Below are 16,245 nucleotides of genomic sequence, written 5' to 3'. Positions count from 1 at the left end.
AAAGCAGATATTAACTACATATCTAATGAAAAAACAATATATACAGATGGCTTTATGTTTGGCGATTGTCGCCATACTGTTCGCCGGCTGTCAACCAGCAAAGAACCAGCAAGACCAAAAGAAGCCAAATATCCTTTTCATCATGACGGATGATCATTCGTTGCAAACTTTCAGTGCATACGATAATCGTTTTATTGAAACGCCTAATCTGGACAGGATTGGCGAAGAAGGTGCGATTTTCAGAAATAGTTTCGTGACGAATTCGATTTGCGGACCAAGCCGTGCCGTTATGCTCACGGGTAAGCACAGTCATAGAAACGGGCACATCAACAATTCGTTAACCTTTGACGGCAGTCAAATGACTTTCCCAAAGTTGTTGAAGGCTAATGGTTATCAAACCAGCATTGTGGGTAAATGGCATCTGAGAAGTTTGCCAACCGGATTCGATAACTACGAGGTGCTGATTGGTCAGGGTGATTACTATAACTCTGATTTTATTGCCAATGGAGATACGATTCCTTCAGAAGGCTATGTGACCAACGTGATTACAGATAAAAGCATCAACTGGCTTGAAAATCGAGATGCAGAAAAACCTTTCTGCCTGTTAGTGCACCATAAGGCTACACACCGTATCTGGCAACCCGACACAGCTTTGTTTCATCTGTTTAAAAACAGGGAGTTTGATGTGCCAGAAACATTTTTTGATGATTATCAGAATCGTCAGGCCGCAGCGGAACAACGCATGCACATTGCCAATGATATGGATTTGGTATATGATCTTAAATTATTGGATGAAGAAGGAAAAATTCAAACTAAGTATCGAAAGAACTACGAACACATGATCGCCCAGCTGACACCTGAACAACGCGAGGCCTGGGACAAAGAATATGATCCTATTATAGAAGATTTCAAATCGAGAAACCTCGAAGGCAAAGAGCTGGCACTATACAAATATCAGCGATATATGCAGGATTACCTGCGTTGTGTGGCGTCGGTTGACAATAATATCGGACGTTTATTGAATTACCTGGAGGAAAAAGGTGAGTTGGATAATACATTGATTGTCTATTCTTCCGATCAGGGCTTCTACATGGGTGAGCACGGTTGGTTTGACAAGCGTTTTATGTACGAACAATCGTTGCGAACGCCTTTAGTGATGCGCTACCCAAAGGTCATTAAGCCCAAAACGCAATTGCATCAGTTAGTGCAGAACATTGACTATGCACCCACGTTTTTAGATGTTGCTGGTCTGAAAGTGCCTGCCGATATGCAAGGCGAAAGCCTGGTAAAACTCTTTAATGATAAAGACGCTGATTGGCGTGAGGCTATTTACTATCACTACTACGAGTTCCCCAACGAACACATGGTGAAGCGTCATTATGGCATCCGCACCGGCCGTTATAAGTTAATTCATTTCTACAACGATATTGACAAATGGGAGCTTTACGATTTGGTTGATGATCCTAATGAGATGGTTAACCTTTATGATCACCAATCGATGCAGGATTTGATTAGCAAGCTGAAAAAGCAACTAAAGGAACTACAAGAGAAGTATGAGGATACCGATTTAAGTACCTACTAAGCTCTACACTTTCAATCTCCAATTATGAAAAAACATCTAATGATAATGATAACCAGTTGGCTCATTGGGCTGACTGGCTTTGCCACTAATTCAGTTAAAGATTTCTTATTGCCTCTTCCGCAAACTATCAAGGTGGAAGATGGGGCGTTTAATGGTCATGCCGGACGCATTGAACTATCTGGCGATATTAAAGATGCCCGTGTGTTATCCGAACTCAAGAAGGTACGTGCTGCGTTTCAGAATATTGGTCTGAACTGGAACATCACAAGAGCTTGTGCCAATGGCGAATCTCCCATTATGAAAGTAAGTATCGATGGAGATTTAGACCTAAACGAGCAAGGATATCAACTGCTGATTGCGGCTAATCAAATTGAACTAGTGGGAGTGGATCTGGCTGGCGTATACAATGGATTTCAAACGTTGAAGCAGATCATTCGCTATTCTGAGGAGGCTGGGTATTTGCCGCTTGTATCCATCACCGATTATCCTGATTTTAAAAACAGAGGGTTTATGCTGGACGTAAGCCGTGATAAAGTACCCACATTAACCACTTTATATCAGATTATCGATCATCTGGCTGAATGGAAAATGAACCAGTTGCAGCTTTATACTGAGCATACTTTTGCTTATCAAAAACATCAGAAAGTATGGCAGGATTATTCACCCTATACTGCTGAAGATATTATAACAATTAATGAGTATTGCCAGGAGCGCTTTATCGAATTGGTGGCCAACCAAAACTCATTAGGACATATGGAGCGTTGGTTGGAGCATACCGACTACCAGCATCTGGCAGAGTTGGAAAAGGTACAAAAGGATGGGCCTCATCATTTACAACGACGCACCACTTTAAATCCGGTTGATCCGCGTTCTATGGAGCTCGTTGAAAGTCTATACGATGAGTTGTTACCTAACTTCTCATCTAAAACGGTCAATATTGGTGGTGATGAGCCATGGGAATTAGGACATGGACGTTCGAAAGAGGCCTGCGATGAACAAGGGAAAGGCGAAGTGTACATCAGCTACATGTCCGAATTAACAAATTATTTAAGTTCACAGGGGTATCAGCCTCAGATGTGGGCAGACATTATACTCAACTATCCTAAACAATTGCACCGCCTACCTGAAGATCTGACTTGTTTGGTTTGGGGCTACCGTTCGTGGTACCCGTTTGAAAAAAACAGTCGCAAGATGCACGATGCCGGAGTGCCTTTCTATGTTTGTCCGGGTACTTCCAGCTGGCAGTCCTTCATTGGTCGATGGCCCAATGCACAGGCAAACCTTTTAAAAGCAGCAAAGGCAGGCAAAAAGTATGAGGCTAGTGGTTATTTAATCACCGATTGGGGCGACTTTGGCCATTGGCAGCCCTTTGTCATCAGTTATCCCGCCATCATATATGGTGCCGGATTATCTTGGGCGGTGGAAGCAAACGAGTCATTGGATGTAAATACTCACCTGGCTTATTCACTCATGAAGCATCCAAACACTGAGCTGGCTCAACTTATAATGGAACTCGGAAGTGTTTATAAATTATATGATGGAGATATTCAAAAGTACGTCAATGTATTTTACGATATCCTTCGTTCTCCCGATGATCCGTTATCCACTCCTAGATTGGAGCATGTTAATGCAGAGAATACCGAAGCTGTTCTGCAGAAGTTAAATATGTTAATTGAGCAACTAGAACGTTGTCCGGCCTATAATAAAGAGCAACAATTACTAATTGAGGAACTTCAACTGGCCGCTGGTTTTGCGCGTCACAGTGCTCTGATGGCCAAAGAACGCTTACTGTTGCCTGATAATAAAATGAGTCATGCTAGTGATTCTGTAAAAGAAACAATGCAGGAAGATTGGGATGCCTTGCTGGCTCAATTCAGACGATTATGGATGCAAAGGAACCGCTCAGGAGGTTTGCAAAATAGTCTTCGCGGATTCGAACCCATTGAAAATGCCTATCGAATTAATAATTGACTATGAAAAAAACACGTTTTATCATGCATAGTATTGTCTTGCTTTCTATTGCATGGCTGGCTGTTTTAACCAGTTGCAGCAGTGTCGTTGATAAAGAGAAAGAGCAACCCAATATTATCTTGTTTTTGGTGGATGATATGGGTTGGCAGGATACATCAGTGCCCTTTTGGACCGAAAGAACACCACTCAACGATAAGTACCATACACCAAATATGGAGTGTTTGGCTCAACAGGGAATGAAATTTACACAAGCGTATGCCTGTGCTGTCTGTTCTCCAACTCGCGTAAGTCTGATGAGTGGTATGAATGCCGCCCGTCACAGAGTCACTAACTGGACACTTAGACGAGGCGTGTCGCAGGATGCGAAGGATGAAGTATTGGAGTTTCCAAAGTGGAATATGAATGGTTTACAGACCGCTGACTCGATTGAATATGCGGTTGACACCACTCCGCTACCGCAGGTCTTAAAGGACAATGGTTATTTTACCATCCATGCAGGGAAGGCCCATTTTGGAGCTTTGACAACTCCATCTGCCAATCCTTGTAACCTTGGATTTGATATAAACATTGCAGGTCATGCTGCGGGAGGACCTGCCACTTATCAAGGACTTAAAAACTACGGTCATGATGAGAATGCTATCCCTCTTAGTGTATGGGCGATACCAGGGTTGGAGAAATACCATGGTCAGGACATTAATCTGACGGAAGCATTAACTACTGAAGCTAAACTGGCTTTGGATAGTGCGCTGAGCGTTGATAAGCCTTTTTTCCTCTACATGGCTCATTATACTATTCATGTGCCAATTGAAGCAGATAATCGGTTCTATCAGAAATACAAGAGTCAAGGACTTGACGAAACTGAAGCACGTTATGCATCGATGGTAGAAGGAATGGATAAGAGCTTGGGTGATTTAATGGATTACCTTGAGCAGAAAGGCATTGATGATAACACCATCATATTATTTATGTCCGATAATGGTGGACTGAGTGCGCATGCCCGTGGAGGTGAGTTACATGTGCATAATGCACCGCTTAATAGCGGTAAAGGTTCAGCTTACGAAGGTGGTATTCGGGAGCCGATGATAGTAAAATGGCCAGGTGTAGTTCAGCCAAAAACTAAATGTGATGATTACCTGATTATCGAAGATTTTTATCCGTCGATACTTGAGATGGCAGGCATTATAAATGTAACTCCGAAGCAAGATATTGATGGTATGAGCTTTGTGCCTATGCTATTGCAGGAAGGAAGTACAGCTGCAGATCGTGATCTTTTCTGGCATTTCCCAAACAAATGGGGCGGACACGGACCAGGTATCGGAACCACCAGTACCATTCGAAGTGGCCAGTGGAAACTGATTTATTGGTACAGAGACCAGCACTTTGAGCTGTTTAATATACATCAGGATATTGGAGAGACAAACAACCTGGCAGCTGAACACCCTCAAATAGTTAAAGAGTTGGCGAAAAAGCTGGGTGATTATTTGCGCAGTGTGAATGCCCAAAGGCCCTCAAACAAACAAAATGGACAGATAGTACCCTGGCCCGATGAGGTACAGTTATAGGTGGTATAGTTTACGATTTTACTGATAGTAAGTGATGAAAGATAATAAAGAAGTAAAAATAGTTTCACAGTTGATCGATGGTGATGAAAAGGCTGTTGCCTGGATCGTATCGAACTATAGATTACGTCTTTTGAATTTTATTCAGCAAAGTCTTCCCAAAGAAGAAGATGCAGAAAGCCTCGTTCAGGAGGTATTTCTCATTATATGGAATAAGCGGAAAACACTTAAGCAGGATGCATCCTTGGATGCATTCATCTTTACCGTGGCCCGAAACCTGATGATTGACCACATGCGCAAGCTTATTCGTCAGCGCAAGTATATTGAGGAAACCATTGCAAGCAGTCAGGATATTGATGACTCAACCGTCGAGTCTATAGAATATAAGGAGGTTGAGCAGCAGGTATTCAAATATATAGATGAATTGCCAGCCAAAGGCCGCGAGATATTTATACTCAATAAAATTGAAGGCATGAGCTATAGAGCTATTGCACAAATGCTGGGTATTAGTGAACATACCGTAAATGCGCATATGTACAATTCTACAAAGTTTCTTAAGAATAATCTGAAGGAATTGATATGCCTGTTAATCGTGTTACTGGTGGCTGGATAAGTTAATTATGTGTTGTTTGAAAAAAAAGTAGGTGTGTAAAGTGCAGTTGGTGAGGATGATGTAGTTTTTATTGAAAAAAATAGAAATAGCACTAATAGATGCAAGGACTTCAATCGTATTTAATGTAGATGAGCGAAAATAAATCACATATAGACGCAAAGATAAACCGCTTGTATTCCGATAAGATGTTGGGTAAGGAGGCGATACAGGATTTGGAAAGCTGGTTAGATAACGATTCTGAAAGAGAGGAATTGTTGTTGTACTTTTCAGAGAAATGGGAAGCAGTCAAAACATCTGATGTTAAAGAGGCGAATCAGACTAAGAGGCTATTTATAACATCGACTTGGTGGAATCTCCAGTTTTATAAAAATTTAGCAGCTATTCTCTTACTTCCTCTTATAGGAGCATTGCTTTTTGTGATCATTAATAAAAAAGTTGCGGATACTCAACTGATGACCGTTAGAACAGAGCTAGGTGACAGGGCTCATTTCTTCTTGCCAGATGGTACTGAAGTTCACATGAATGCACTCTCAACGCTAAGCTATAACTTAAGTTATGGGGTGAATCAGCGTAATGTTCAGGTGACAGGAGAAGTATACTTTGATGTATTTAAAAATCCGTCTTTGCCGTTTGTAGTCTCTTCAGATTCGATAACCGTAGAAGCGTTAGGGACACAGTTTATGGTAAGAAATTATCTGGACGAACCGTTTGTGCGCTCTTCGCTTCTTGAAGGTAAGATAAAGGTTGAAAGTACAGATGAGGGAATGGTTTTGGTGCCCGGTGAAAGCGTGGAATACAATAAAGCGGCATCAGTGCTTACTAAAAAGCGTTTCGATTTAGGAATGGGACTAGCCTGGACGAATGGGAGTCTCATTTTTAAGGATGATACCATGGAGGACGTTTGCCGTAAAATTGAGCACTGGTATGGTGTAGACGTGATTTGCAATATGGCTGACTTTAAAGGTAAAACCTTTTCTCTGCGCTTGAGAAAAGAAGAGACACTTTATAATCTATTGGCGATTATGGGTGAGGTGTTACAGCTCAACTACAGAATGAATGATGATAAACTAATAATAACTAAAAAACGGATTAACAATTAAAAAAGCAGACAATATTGGCCTATTGTCTGCTTAATCAATGAACTAATTTCTAATTAATTCAGCAAAACACAAATTTATGAAAAGAAAAACAAATCATCCGGATTGTTTGCTCAATTATCGGAGGAAAAAAATTTATCGTATAATGAAGCTACTGAGTGTATTCTTGTTTTGTGGCTCGATGGTCATTTCTGCAGCCGGCTATGCACAAAACAAGCGCGTGACCATTCAAGAAAGTACTATTTCAATCCAGGAGCTATTTGAGCAGATTGAAAATTCTGCAGACTGTAGATTCGCCTACAGCAATTCTCAGCTTAATCCGCAGCAAATCGTTTCGGTGAATGTTAAGGACAGCGATGTTGAAGAGGTGCTTAAGCAGGTACTGGATAAAAATCTTACTTACAAAGTAATTGAGAACTATTATGTGATTGTTGATAAAACACAGAGCGATGTGGTTACTCAGGTTCAACAGCATGTAGTGGAAGGTAAAGTGACTGATCATATGGGTGAGCCTTTACCGGGCGTTAACGTGTACGAACAGGAGAATCCAACATCTGGTGTTATCACTGGTATTGATGGAACCTTTTCAATAAGTGTGAGTTCAGAGAATGCCAGTTTGACTTTCTCATTTGTGGGGTTTGAGTCTCAGGTTGTGAATGTGGCTGGCAGAACCAACTTTAATATTACCATGGTGGAGGAAGCGACCGGATTGGATGAAGTGGTTGTAGTTGCCTATGGTACACAAAAAAAGGTAAATGTTACGGGCTCTGTGTCAGCTGTTACCTCCGATAAAATTGAGGAACGTCCTGTGCAGAATGTATCACAGGCTTTACAAGGAATCGTACCAGGTTTAAATGTGACCTCTTCGGGTGGTGGTGAATTAAATAATCCGCTTAAAATCAATATCCGTGGAGCTGGTACAATCGGTGATGGATCTAATTCAGGTCCACTGATCTTAATTGATGGCATGGAGGGTGACATGAACTCGCTCAACCCACAGGACATTGAAAGTATCTCTGTTTTGAAAGATGCCGCATCTTCTGCTATCTATGGTTCACGCGCACCATTTGGAGTCATCCTGATTACGACCAAAAGAGGTAAGGAAGGTCGTATGCAAATCAACTACAATAACAACTTCCGTTGGAGCGATCCATTATTGAAGCCTAATATGTTGGATTCATATACTTTTGCCAATTACTGGAACGATGCCCGTGCCAATGCAGGACAGAATCCAGCGTTTACCGATGAAGTATTGGAACGTATTCTAGCCTACCAAAAAGGAGAAATAGACTATGGAACAGTAGCTAATACCAATGGAGACAGATGGCAGCAGTATACAGGTTCGCATGCTAATACCGATTGGTTTGAGGAGCATTATAAAAGCTGGACACCGTCGCAGGAGCATGCTTTAAGCCTCAATGGTGGTTCGGAAAAGGTACAATATTACTTGTCAACCAATTACTTGAACCAGAATGGGCTGTTGCGTCATGCTGATGATACATTCGACAGGTTCACAGTAACAGCAAATGTAACGGCTCAATTAGCTGATTTCGTTAATATCCGCTATAATACGAAGTTTATCCGCGAAACTTATGAAAAGGCCACACACCAGTTTGGCTTGTTCTATCATAACATTGCACGCCGCTGGCCTACTAATCCGGTTTATGATCCAAATGGTTTTTATGCCGATGGCGGTGAGATTCTGCAATTAAGAGAAGGCGGAAGAAATGTATCGGAGAAAGATCAACATTACCAGCAGTTCAAATTAGATATTGAACCAGTAAAGGGCTGGAAGCTGATTGGTGAGTTAAACTATCGTACCGATACTTACTTTAGCAGTAGCAATTATTTGCCAGCTTATGCACATGATGTAGCAGGAAATCCATATGCGGTAGGTGTTGGCTGGTTGTCGCCAGGTAGTACGCAAGCATCTGAATATGCGTCTAAAACGACTTACATGAGTCCTAACCTCTATACTCAATTTACCAAAGAATTTGATGGGGGACATAACCTGACAGCTTTAGCTGGTTTTCAGTCGGAAGAAAATAAAACGCGTAACTTGGGCGGTTACCGTAATGATTTGATCAGTCCTGATCTGCCAACAATCAATACCGCTTCAGGTGAAGATAAAATTACCTCAGGAGGTTATGGACACTGGGCTACAGCTGGTTTCTTTGGTCGTATTAACTATAACTACCAGGAGAAGTACCTGATTGAACTGAATGCCCGCTATGATGGAACAAGCCGATTCTTAAGAGAAGAGCGTTGGAATTTATTCCCTTCTTTATCAGTGGGATGGAATATCGCAAGAGAAAACTTCTGGCAACCATTAGAGGACAAAATTAATACTTTAAAGTTACGTGCTTCATGGGGTGAACTGGGTAATCAAAACACAAAGCAATGGTATCCGTTTTATACAACCATGCCTGTTGGAACTGCTAATGGCTCATGGATGATAAACGGCATGCGTCCCAACACTGCCTTTAGTCCTGGATTGGTGAGCTCATTATTAACCTGGGAAACGGTTCGTTCATGGAACATTGGTTTAGACGCAGGGATGTTTGATAATCGCTTGACATTGGTGTTTGACTACTTCCAGCGCTTTACAGAGGATATGGTTGGACCAGCACCTGAGCTGCCAGCTACTTTAGGTACTTCTGTTCCAAAAATCAACAATGCGGATATGAAGTCCTATGGATTTGAATTGGAGCTTAGCTGGCGCGATAAAATTGGCCAGGTATCTTATGGTGTAAGAGGTATTTTAGCCGATGACCAACAGGAAGTAACCCGTTATCCAAATGAGAATGGCCGCGTTGATATGTGGTATGCCGGTCGCATGGGTGGAGAAATTTGGGGGTACACAACCCATGGTATTGCTAAAAGCGATGATGAGATGAACAACTGGTTGGCTAATCACGACCAGAGTGTGATGGGAAGCAACTGGGCAGCTGGTGACATCATGTATGAAGACCTCAATAATGATGGTGAAATCAATTCAGGAAGTGGCGTACTCGGCGATACTGGTGACTACTCAATCATTGGTAACAATACACCACGTTATAAATTCAGTATTGATGTAGATGCAGCCTGGAAAGGTATTGACTTCAGAATGCTTTGGCAAGGTGTTGGCAAGCGCGACTATGCTTTGGGGGGCCCTTATTTCTGGGGAGCGAACGGAAACATGTGGCAAGCTGCCGGCTTTAAAGAGCACATGGATTATTTCCGTCCTGAAGGTCATGAGTTAGGAGCTAATGTGGATGGATATTACCCTCGTCCAATCATGTCGTGGGAATCTAATAAGAACACTAAAACACAGACCCGATACCTTCAGAATGCGGCCTATATTCGTTTGAAGAATATCCAGTTAGGTTATACTATACCTCAAACGTTTACCAAGAAGTATGGTGTTCAGAAGCTACGTTTCTATGTATCAGGCGAGAACTTGCTGACATTTACAGAGATGACCAAAATATTTGACCCTGAAACCATTGATGGTGGATGGAGCGATGGTAAGATTTATCCGCTATCAAAAACTATTTCAGCAGGTTGTAGCATAACTTTCTAAGAAATACTAATAGTTGTTTACTCAGAGATAAACTAGTATTACTAATGAAAAGAATAACAAAATAGATTTATGAAAATGAAAAAAAATACTATAAAATTATTCGCCTACTTACTTGGGGGATTGGCCTTGGGTGCATTTAGTAGCTGTAATGATTTCCTTGACCGAGAGCCTTTGGATCAGGTAACACCAGAGGTGTATTTGAATGCCGAAGATCAATTGGCGGCATACGCCATTGCACATTACAATTTTCCAACTCATTCAGGTTGGGGAAATGGTACGTTTAACTATGATAACCACACCGATAATCAGGCCACTTCTGGCTATAGTTCACGTTTTTCGCCTGGCGAATGGCGTGTTGGCCAGAATGGTGGTTCATGGAGTTTTTCAGGTATCCGCGAGTGTAACTACTTCCTGGAAGATGTATTGCCAAAATGGAAGGCAGGAAGCATCTCTGGTAATCCAGCCAACATAGAACATTACATTGGTGAGATGTACTTTATTCGCGCCTATGAATACTTTAATCGTGTTCAGGCGTTAGGTGATTTCCCGATTATCCGAAATACTTTACCTGATCAGCAGGAAGTATTAACTGAAGCATCAAAGAGAAGACCTCGCAACGAAGTGGCGCGTTTCATTATCTCTGATTTAGATTCGGCAATTATGTTGATGAACAATGAGCCGGATGGAGGTAGAAATCGCCTGACAAAATTAAGTGCGCAACTGTTTAAGTCACGTGTTGCTTTGCATGAAGGAAGCTGGTTGAAATACCACAAGGGAACAGCGCGTGTTCCGGGAGGTCCAGGTTGGCCGGGAGCTAATGCTGACTACCTGAGTGGTTTCTCCATCGATATTGATGCCGAAATCAACTACTTTTTGGGAGAAGCGATGAAGGCTTCAAAAGAAGTGATTGATGCGGTTAGTTTAGTAGCTAATAATGGTGATTCTGAAGGAGTAGCCATCTTTGATAACCCATACTATAATATGTTTGCGGCCAACGATATGTCTGATTTCGATGAAGTATTGTTCTGGCGCTCGTATAATGTTCAGGAAAATGTTTATCATCAGAATCAGCACTATCTGCAGCGCAATGGAGGTAATACTGGATACACAAAAGGTTTTGTAGAGAGTTTTCTAATGGAGAATGGCTTACCAATTTATGCAGCGGGTTCGGGTTATGTAGGTGATGCTACTATCAGCGATGTGAAAGAGTTGCGCGATGATCGATTGAAACTATTTATGAAAGCGCCAGGTGAGCAGATTACCGATGCCAATGTAGAACCTTATCCTGATATTTTAGGAATTCCTGAGGTGAAGTATGTAACGGGTTATGCAATCAAAAAAGGTGTTAATCGTGATGATTCACAAGCCGATGGTTCAGGTAGTTATACCGGTTCAATCGTATTCAGGGCGGCAGAGGCTTACCTGAATTACATTGAGGCTGCTTATGTGTTGAACGGTTCTTTAGATGCAACAGCGACTAACTGTTGGGTGGCCTTAAGAACACGAGCTGGCCTTGATACAGATTTCAATAAGACCATTGCAGCAACTGATATGACACAAGAAGCTCAGGGTGACTGGGGTGCGTATTCTGGCGGTAACCTGGTTGATGCAACACTTTATAATATTCGCAGAGAGCGCCGTTGTGAGCTCGTAGCTGAAGGTATGCGTTACATGGACTTAAAGCGCTGGCGCGCTTTGGATCAGGTAAGTAACTATCAGATTGAAGGTTTTAACCTGTGGGGTGGCGTTATGCAAGATTGGTATCTTGACGAAGATTCAGGTGAATCATTATTAATACCTGAAGGAACAGAAGGAAAAACCTCTAATGTATCAAGTCCTGCTAACAGCGATTATTTGCGCCCTTACCAGATTGTGAAAGATAATAACCTGGTTTATAATGGATATAACTGGCACCCGGCGCACTATTTATCGCCGATTGCATACGATCACTTCTTAATGACAAGTGGAGGTGAGCCAACTAATTCGGTGATTTATCAGAATCCGAACTGGCCTATTGAAGCAAATGGTGAACCGATTGATTAATAGGATATAACATAGTTTAATTATAAATAAGGTCTTGGGCACTCGTTTGCCCAGGGCCTTTTACCGCTTAATTATGAAACTATATTTTTTATTACCCATACTTATCGCTTTTTGTAGTTGCAATGCCCCAAAGGAGGTGCAACATGATTGGGAGTTAATTTGGTCCGATGAATTTGACATAGCCGGTCCACCAAGTGATCAAAACTGGAGTTTTTCGGGGCAAAATAAGGCGGATTGGGCATGCTATTGTTCTGATCGCATTGAGAATGCTTTTGTGGCTGACGGTTACCTGCATGTAAATGGAACTGTCGAGAACTTATCGGATGGGACAATGAATTACCAAACGGGTTGTATCCAAACCAAAGGGAAATTTAGTTTTCTATATGGTAAAATAGAGGTGTGTGCTAAGCTGCAACATGGCAAAGGCTCTTGGCCGGCCATTTGGATGATGCCCGAAAATAGCGAGTATGGTGGATGGCCCAAAAGTGGTGAGATTGATATCATGGAACATTTAAATAACGATGCTTACGTCTATCAAACGATCCACAGTGAATTTTTGGATAACCAGGGTGGCAAGGATAGTGTGAGTTACTATGTTACGGCACCCTATAATGTAAATGAATTTAATGTATTTGCCTGTGAGTGGTATCCTGATTCATTGTGCTTCTCTATAAATAATAAAGCCACATTCACCTATCCTCGTTGTAAAGGTGATGATTCTGAAAAGTGGCCATTCGATAAGCCATTTTACATCATACTTAACCAGGCATTGGGCGGCAATTGGGTTGGAGAAATTAACCCGGATGATGTACCTCAGGAGATGTTGGTAGACTGGGTCAGGGTGTATCAATAGGTATCATTGCAAGATAACTCAAGAATCCGAAGTAATTGTTCCCTGTTTAGATTAACATTAACAATCCAGGTCAAGTAATCCAAAGCCATGCTCATTTTATGATCATCACCTAAACCTGAGAGATAAACTGATTAGCCTCAGAGGCATAAGAGTGATAAGGTCTAAAGAATTACAGTAACTAATCCTTCAAAATTAAAATATGAAATTTTTTATACTTAATGCATTTATTATTTCGATTGCAAAATCCGGATTATTAATCTGTTTGGGTTTAATCATAATGAATCATAATGAATCCACCTTGTCTTTAATAAGCCGTAAGCCTCTTCCTGACAATCTGATTCAACCACAGAACCTTGAAGCACTGAATAAAGTATTAAAGTGGGTTGGGATATGCATTATTGTGCTTGGTATTAGCATGGCTATTAATGGACTTGCTACAATTTTTGTGGGTATGAACATGCCGTCAAAAAGCTTCAACTTTAACTTTTAAGGAGATCATGTTCAAATTGATTTTCTTAAACATAACTCAACCATGTTATGCAGTGTTGATATTTACACAACAAAGTAGGACCTTTCGTATAAATGTGTGATAGTAGCTATGTAAATATTAGTGGAATTAATTACAAAACAAGGAAAAGGAGTTGCCAATAGCGTGTAAATGCCAATAAATTGTTTTTTCTTAGATAAATAAAAGTAAGTTTTACTCTTTTAATATCAGTTAACCATAATGATGAAACTTAAATCTATAATTGGATGTATTCTGTGCGGCTATTTGGTAATTGCCTGCTCAGTTAATAATCAGGATAAGACTTTTCTAAAGCAGGTTCAATTTGAAGAGCATACCACCCTGGATGAAAAGGTTAAAATGGCAGCTCATGTAGTGCCTACGCAACAACAGCTTGATTGGCAAAAGCTGGAAATGACGGCTTTTATCCATTTTACAGTCAATACCTTTACTAATATGGAGTGGGGGCATGGTGACGAATCACCTGAAATTTTTAATCCATCGGAGCTGGATGCCCGCCAGTGGGCTAAAACACTCAGTGATGCAGGTATGAAGATGGTTATTCTTACAGCCAAGCATCACGATGGCTTCTGTTTGTGGCCAACAAAAACCACTCAACACTCGGTTGTATCTGCTCCCTGGAAAGATGGTAAAGGAGATGTGGTAAAGGAACTGAGTGAAGCCTGTAAGGAATTCGGCCTTAAGTTTGGCGTTTACCTTTCTCCTTGGGATCGTAATGCAGAATGTTATGGTGATTCACCCAGGTATAACGAAATGTTTAATCAGCAGCTCACCGAGTTGTTATCATGGTACGGCAAGGTGGATGAAGTGTGGTTTGATGGTGCCTGCGGAGAAGGACCTAACGGCAAAAAGCAAGAGTATGACTGGGCCTCGTATTATGGCACAATTAAAAACCTACAACCCGATGCTGTGATTGCCATCATGGGTGAAGATGTGCGTTGGGTAGGTACCGAAACCGGCTATGGACGCGAAACAGAATGGAGCGTGACTGCTTATGCGCCAGGTGGTCGTCCGGAAATGGCAACCATTAATGAACAGCTGGAGTTGAAAGCTACCTCGAAAGACCTGGGAAGTCGCTCCATGATCGACAAGGCTAATCACCTTTTCTGGTATCCTGCCGAAGTGGATGTATCCATCAGGCCCGGATGGTTTTATCATGAACACGAGGATAATCAGGTCAAGTCGCTCACTAAAATGGTGGATATCTACTTTAACTCAGTGGGAATGAATGCGGTTCTACTGTTAAATATTCCGCCAGATACACGAGGATTGATTCATGAAAACGATGTGGCGCGTTTAAAAGAGTTTAAGGCTTACCTGGATGAAACATTTGAAAACAATCTGATTTTAAATGCAGTGTGCTCTGATGCGTCATCGGCAAATCGGGCCATTGATAATGATTACGATACTTACTGGCAAATAGATAACCTGCCGAATGCGGCTACTTTTAAGTTATCGCAGCCTCAGAAAGTAAATGTGGTGATGCTGCAGGAATACATCGCCAAAGGACAACGTGTGGAACAGTTTAAAGTGGAAGCCAAAGTTGATGGTGCCTGGACTGAGGTGGCAAAAGGAACAACCATCGGCTACAAGCGTTTGCTCCGTTTCCCGAATATAACTACTGATGAAGTTCGTGTAACCATCGAACAGGCGCGCGACGGTGCACTGATAAATGCCATAGGTGTGTTTGCTTCACCTGAGATTTTATCAGAACCGGTCATTAAGCGAAATCGCGAAGGATTGGTAAGTATTAAAGCGGAGACTACTCATCCGGTCATCACCTATACGCTTGACGGAACAGAGCCAAAGGCTGCATCAGCAAGGTATTCTCAACCATTTAGTTTGCCTGATGGCGGAACGGTTAAAGCCAGAGCTTTTATTAACGACTTCGGATCGCAGAGTAGTGTGGTGACGCAGCAATTCGATATCTGTTCGGAAAAATGGACGATTGTAGGCGTGAGTGCTCAAACGGAACAGTTTAAACCAATAAACACGATTGATGGCGATCCCAATACGATGTGGCACACCCCTTGGGGTGATAATGTACCAAGTCATCCGCATTATATCGCAATTGATTTAGGTGAACAGCTAATTATTAAAGGGTTTAGTTATACGCCGCGTGCCGATCATAATAAGAGTGGCACCATCTTCAAATATGTGTTTTACGTAAGTCAGGATGGTAAGAACTGGCAAGCGGTAAAAACAAGTGGCGAGTTTAGCAATATCAAAAATAACCCCGTGAAGCAGGATATCCATTTCAATAAAAGCTATCAGGCGCGTTTTATTAAGCTGGAAAGCAAAGTAGGCGCATTTAACGAGCCATGGGTTTCCCTTGCTGAACTAGGTGTGATAACGAAGTAAGCTACAGAAATGATAAGAGACGAAACCAGCCTGTAAATGGTTTATAGATACCATTATATGTTGGTTTCATCTCAT

At 41.7% G+C, this 16,245-nt stretch carries 10 protein-coding genes; all 10 read left to right on the top strand.

What is annotated here, in order from left to right; all coding sequences use genetic code 11:
- The first annotated feature begins 25 nt into the window (after window positions 1-25).
- The 10 genes from KEM09_RS06150 to KEM09_RS06105 all read left to right on the top strand — a co-directional run bounded on the left by KEM09_RS06150 (window position 26) and on the right by KEM09_RS06105 (window position 16,170).
- Window positions 26-1,582 carry a sulfatase family protein gene (locus KEM09_RS06150; protein WP_212226792.1) on the top strand — a complete coding sequence of 519 codons (1,557 nt, stop codon included), beginning with the start codon at window positions 26-28 and terminating at the stop codon, window positions 1,580-1,582.
- A 24-nt stretch (window positions 1,583-1,606) separates the two neighbouring features.
- Entirely contained in the window at window positions 1,607-3,553 is a 1,947-nt protein-coding gene (locus tag KEM09_RS06145) for a beta-N-acetylhexosaminidase (protein WP_212226790.1), read from the top strand.
- Between the two features lie 2 nt (window positions 3,554-3,555).
- The gene (locus KEM09_RS06140; RefSeq protein ID WP_212226781.1) at window positions 3,556-5,115 is read left to right on the top strand and encodes a sulfatase; all 1,560 of its coding nucleotides are present in this window, start codon (window positions 3,556-3,558) and stop codon (window positions 5,113-5,115) included.
- Between the two features lie 34 nt (window positions 5,116-5,149).
- Window positions 5,150-5,725: an RNA polymerase sigma factor gene (locus tag KEM09_RS06135; protein WP_212226779.1), complete on the top strand. Its 576-nt coding sequence runs from the start codon at window positions 5,150-5,152 to the stop codon at window positions 5,723-5,725.
- Between the two features lie 128 nt (window positions 5,726-5,853).
- The gene (locus KEM09_RS06130) at window positions 5,854-6,825 is read left to right on the top strand and encodes a FecR family protein (RefSeq protein WP_212226776.1); all 972 of its coding nucleotides are present in this window, start codon (window positions 5,854-5,856) and stop codon (window positions 6,823-6,825) included.
- Window positions 6,826-6,901: 76 nt separating this feature from the next.
- Complete coding sequence (locus KEM09_RS06125; protein WP_212226774.1) at window positions 6,902-10,387, top strand: TonB-dependent receptor; 3,486 nt, start codon at window positions 6,902-6,904, stop codon at window positions 10,385-10,387.
- A 75-nt stretch (window positions 10,388-10,462) separates the two neighbouring features.
- Window positions 10,463-12,430, top strand: a complete 1,968-nt coding sequence (locus KEM09_RS06120) for a RagB/SusD family nutrient uptake outer membrane protein (RefSeq protein ID WP_212226773.1) — start codon at window positions 10,463-10,465, stop codon at window positions 12,428-12,430.
- Between the two features lie 73 nt (window positions 12,431-12,503).
- Complete coding sequence (locus KEM09_RS06115; RefSeq protein ID WP_212226771.1) at window positions 12,504-13,283, top strand: glycoside hydrolase family 16 protein; 780 nt, start codon at window positions 12,504-12,506, stop codon at window positions 13,281-13,283.
- A 199-nt stretch (window positions 13,284-13,482) separates the two neighbouring features.
- A complete protein-coding gene (locus KEM09_RS06110) occupies window positions 13,483-13,773 on the top strand; it encodes a hypothetical protein (protein ID WP_212226769.1) in 291 nt (96 codons plus the stop codon).
- 237 nt (window positions 13,774-14,010) lie between these two features.
- Window positions 14,011-16,170, top strand: a complete 2,160-nt coding sequence (locus KEM09_RS06105; RefSeq protein ID WP_244824871.1) for an alpha-L-fucosidase — start codon at window positions 14,011-14,013, stop codon at window positions 16,168-16,170.
- Window positions 16,171-16,245 lie beyond the last annotated feature (75 nt).

This window comes from Carboxylicivirga mesophila (genome assembly GCF_018271975.1).
Taxonomy (GTDB): domain Bacteria; phylum Bacteroidota; class Bacteroidia; order Bacteroidales; family Marinilabiliaceae; genus Carboxylicivirga; species Carboxylicivirga mesophila.
This window is presented reverse-complemented; position numbering and strand designations above follow the sequence as displayed.

Bases quoted from the DNA above. Each gene is read 5' to 3' on its own strand.
- KEM09_RS06150 (WP_212226792.1), top strand. From the start codon at position 26: ATGAAAAAACAATATATACAGATGGCTTTATGTTTGGCGATTGTCGCC.
- KEM09_RS06145 (WP_212226790.1), top strand. From the start codon at position 1,607: ATGAAAAAACATCTAATGATAATGATAACCAGTTGGCTCATTGGGCTG.
- KEM09_RS06140 (WP_212226781.1), top strand. From the start codon at position 3,556: ATGAAAAAAACACGTTTTATCATGCATAGTATTGTCTTGCTTTCTATT.
- KEM09_RS06135 (WP_212226779.1), top strand. From the start codon at position 5,150: ATGAAAGATAATAAAGAAGTAAAAATAGTTTCACAGTTGATCGATGGT.
- KEM09_RS06130 (WP_212226776.1), top strand. From the start codon at position 5,854: ATGAGCGAAAATAAATCACATATAGACGCAAAGATAAACCGCTTGTAT.
- KEM09_RS06125 (WP_212226774.1), top strand. From the start codon at position 6,902: ATGAAAAGAAAAACAAATCATCCGGATTGTTTGCTCAATTATCGGAGG.
- KEM09_RS06120 (WP_212226773.1), top strand. From the start codon at position 10,463: ATGAAAAAAAATACTATAAAATTATTCGCCTACTTACTTGGGGGATTG.
- KEM09_RS06115 (WP_212226771.1), top strand. From the start codon at position 12,504: ATGAAACTATATTTTTTATTACCCATACTTATCGCTTTTTGTAGTTGC.
- KEM09_RS06110 (WP_212226769.1), top strand. From the start codon at position 13,483: ATGAAATTTTTTATACTTAATGCATTTATTATTTCGATTGCAAAATCC.
- KEM09_RS06105 (WP_244824871.1), top strand. From the start codon at position 14,011: ATGATGAAACTTAAATCTATAATTGGATGTATTCTGTGCGGCTATTTG.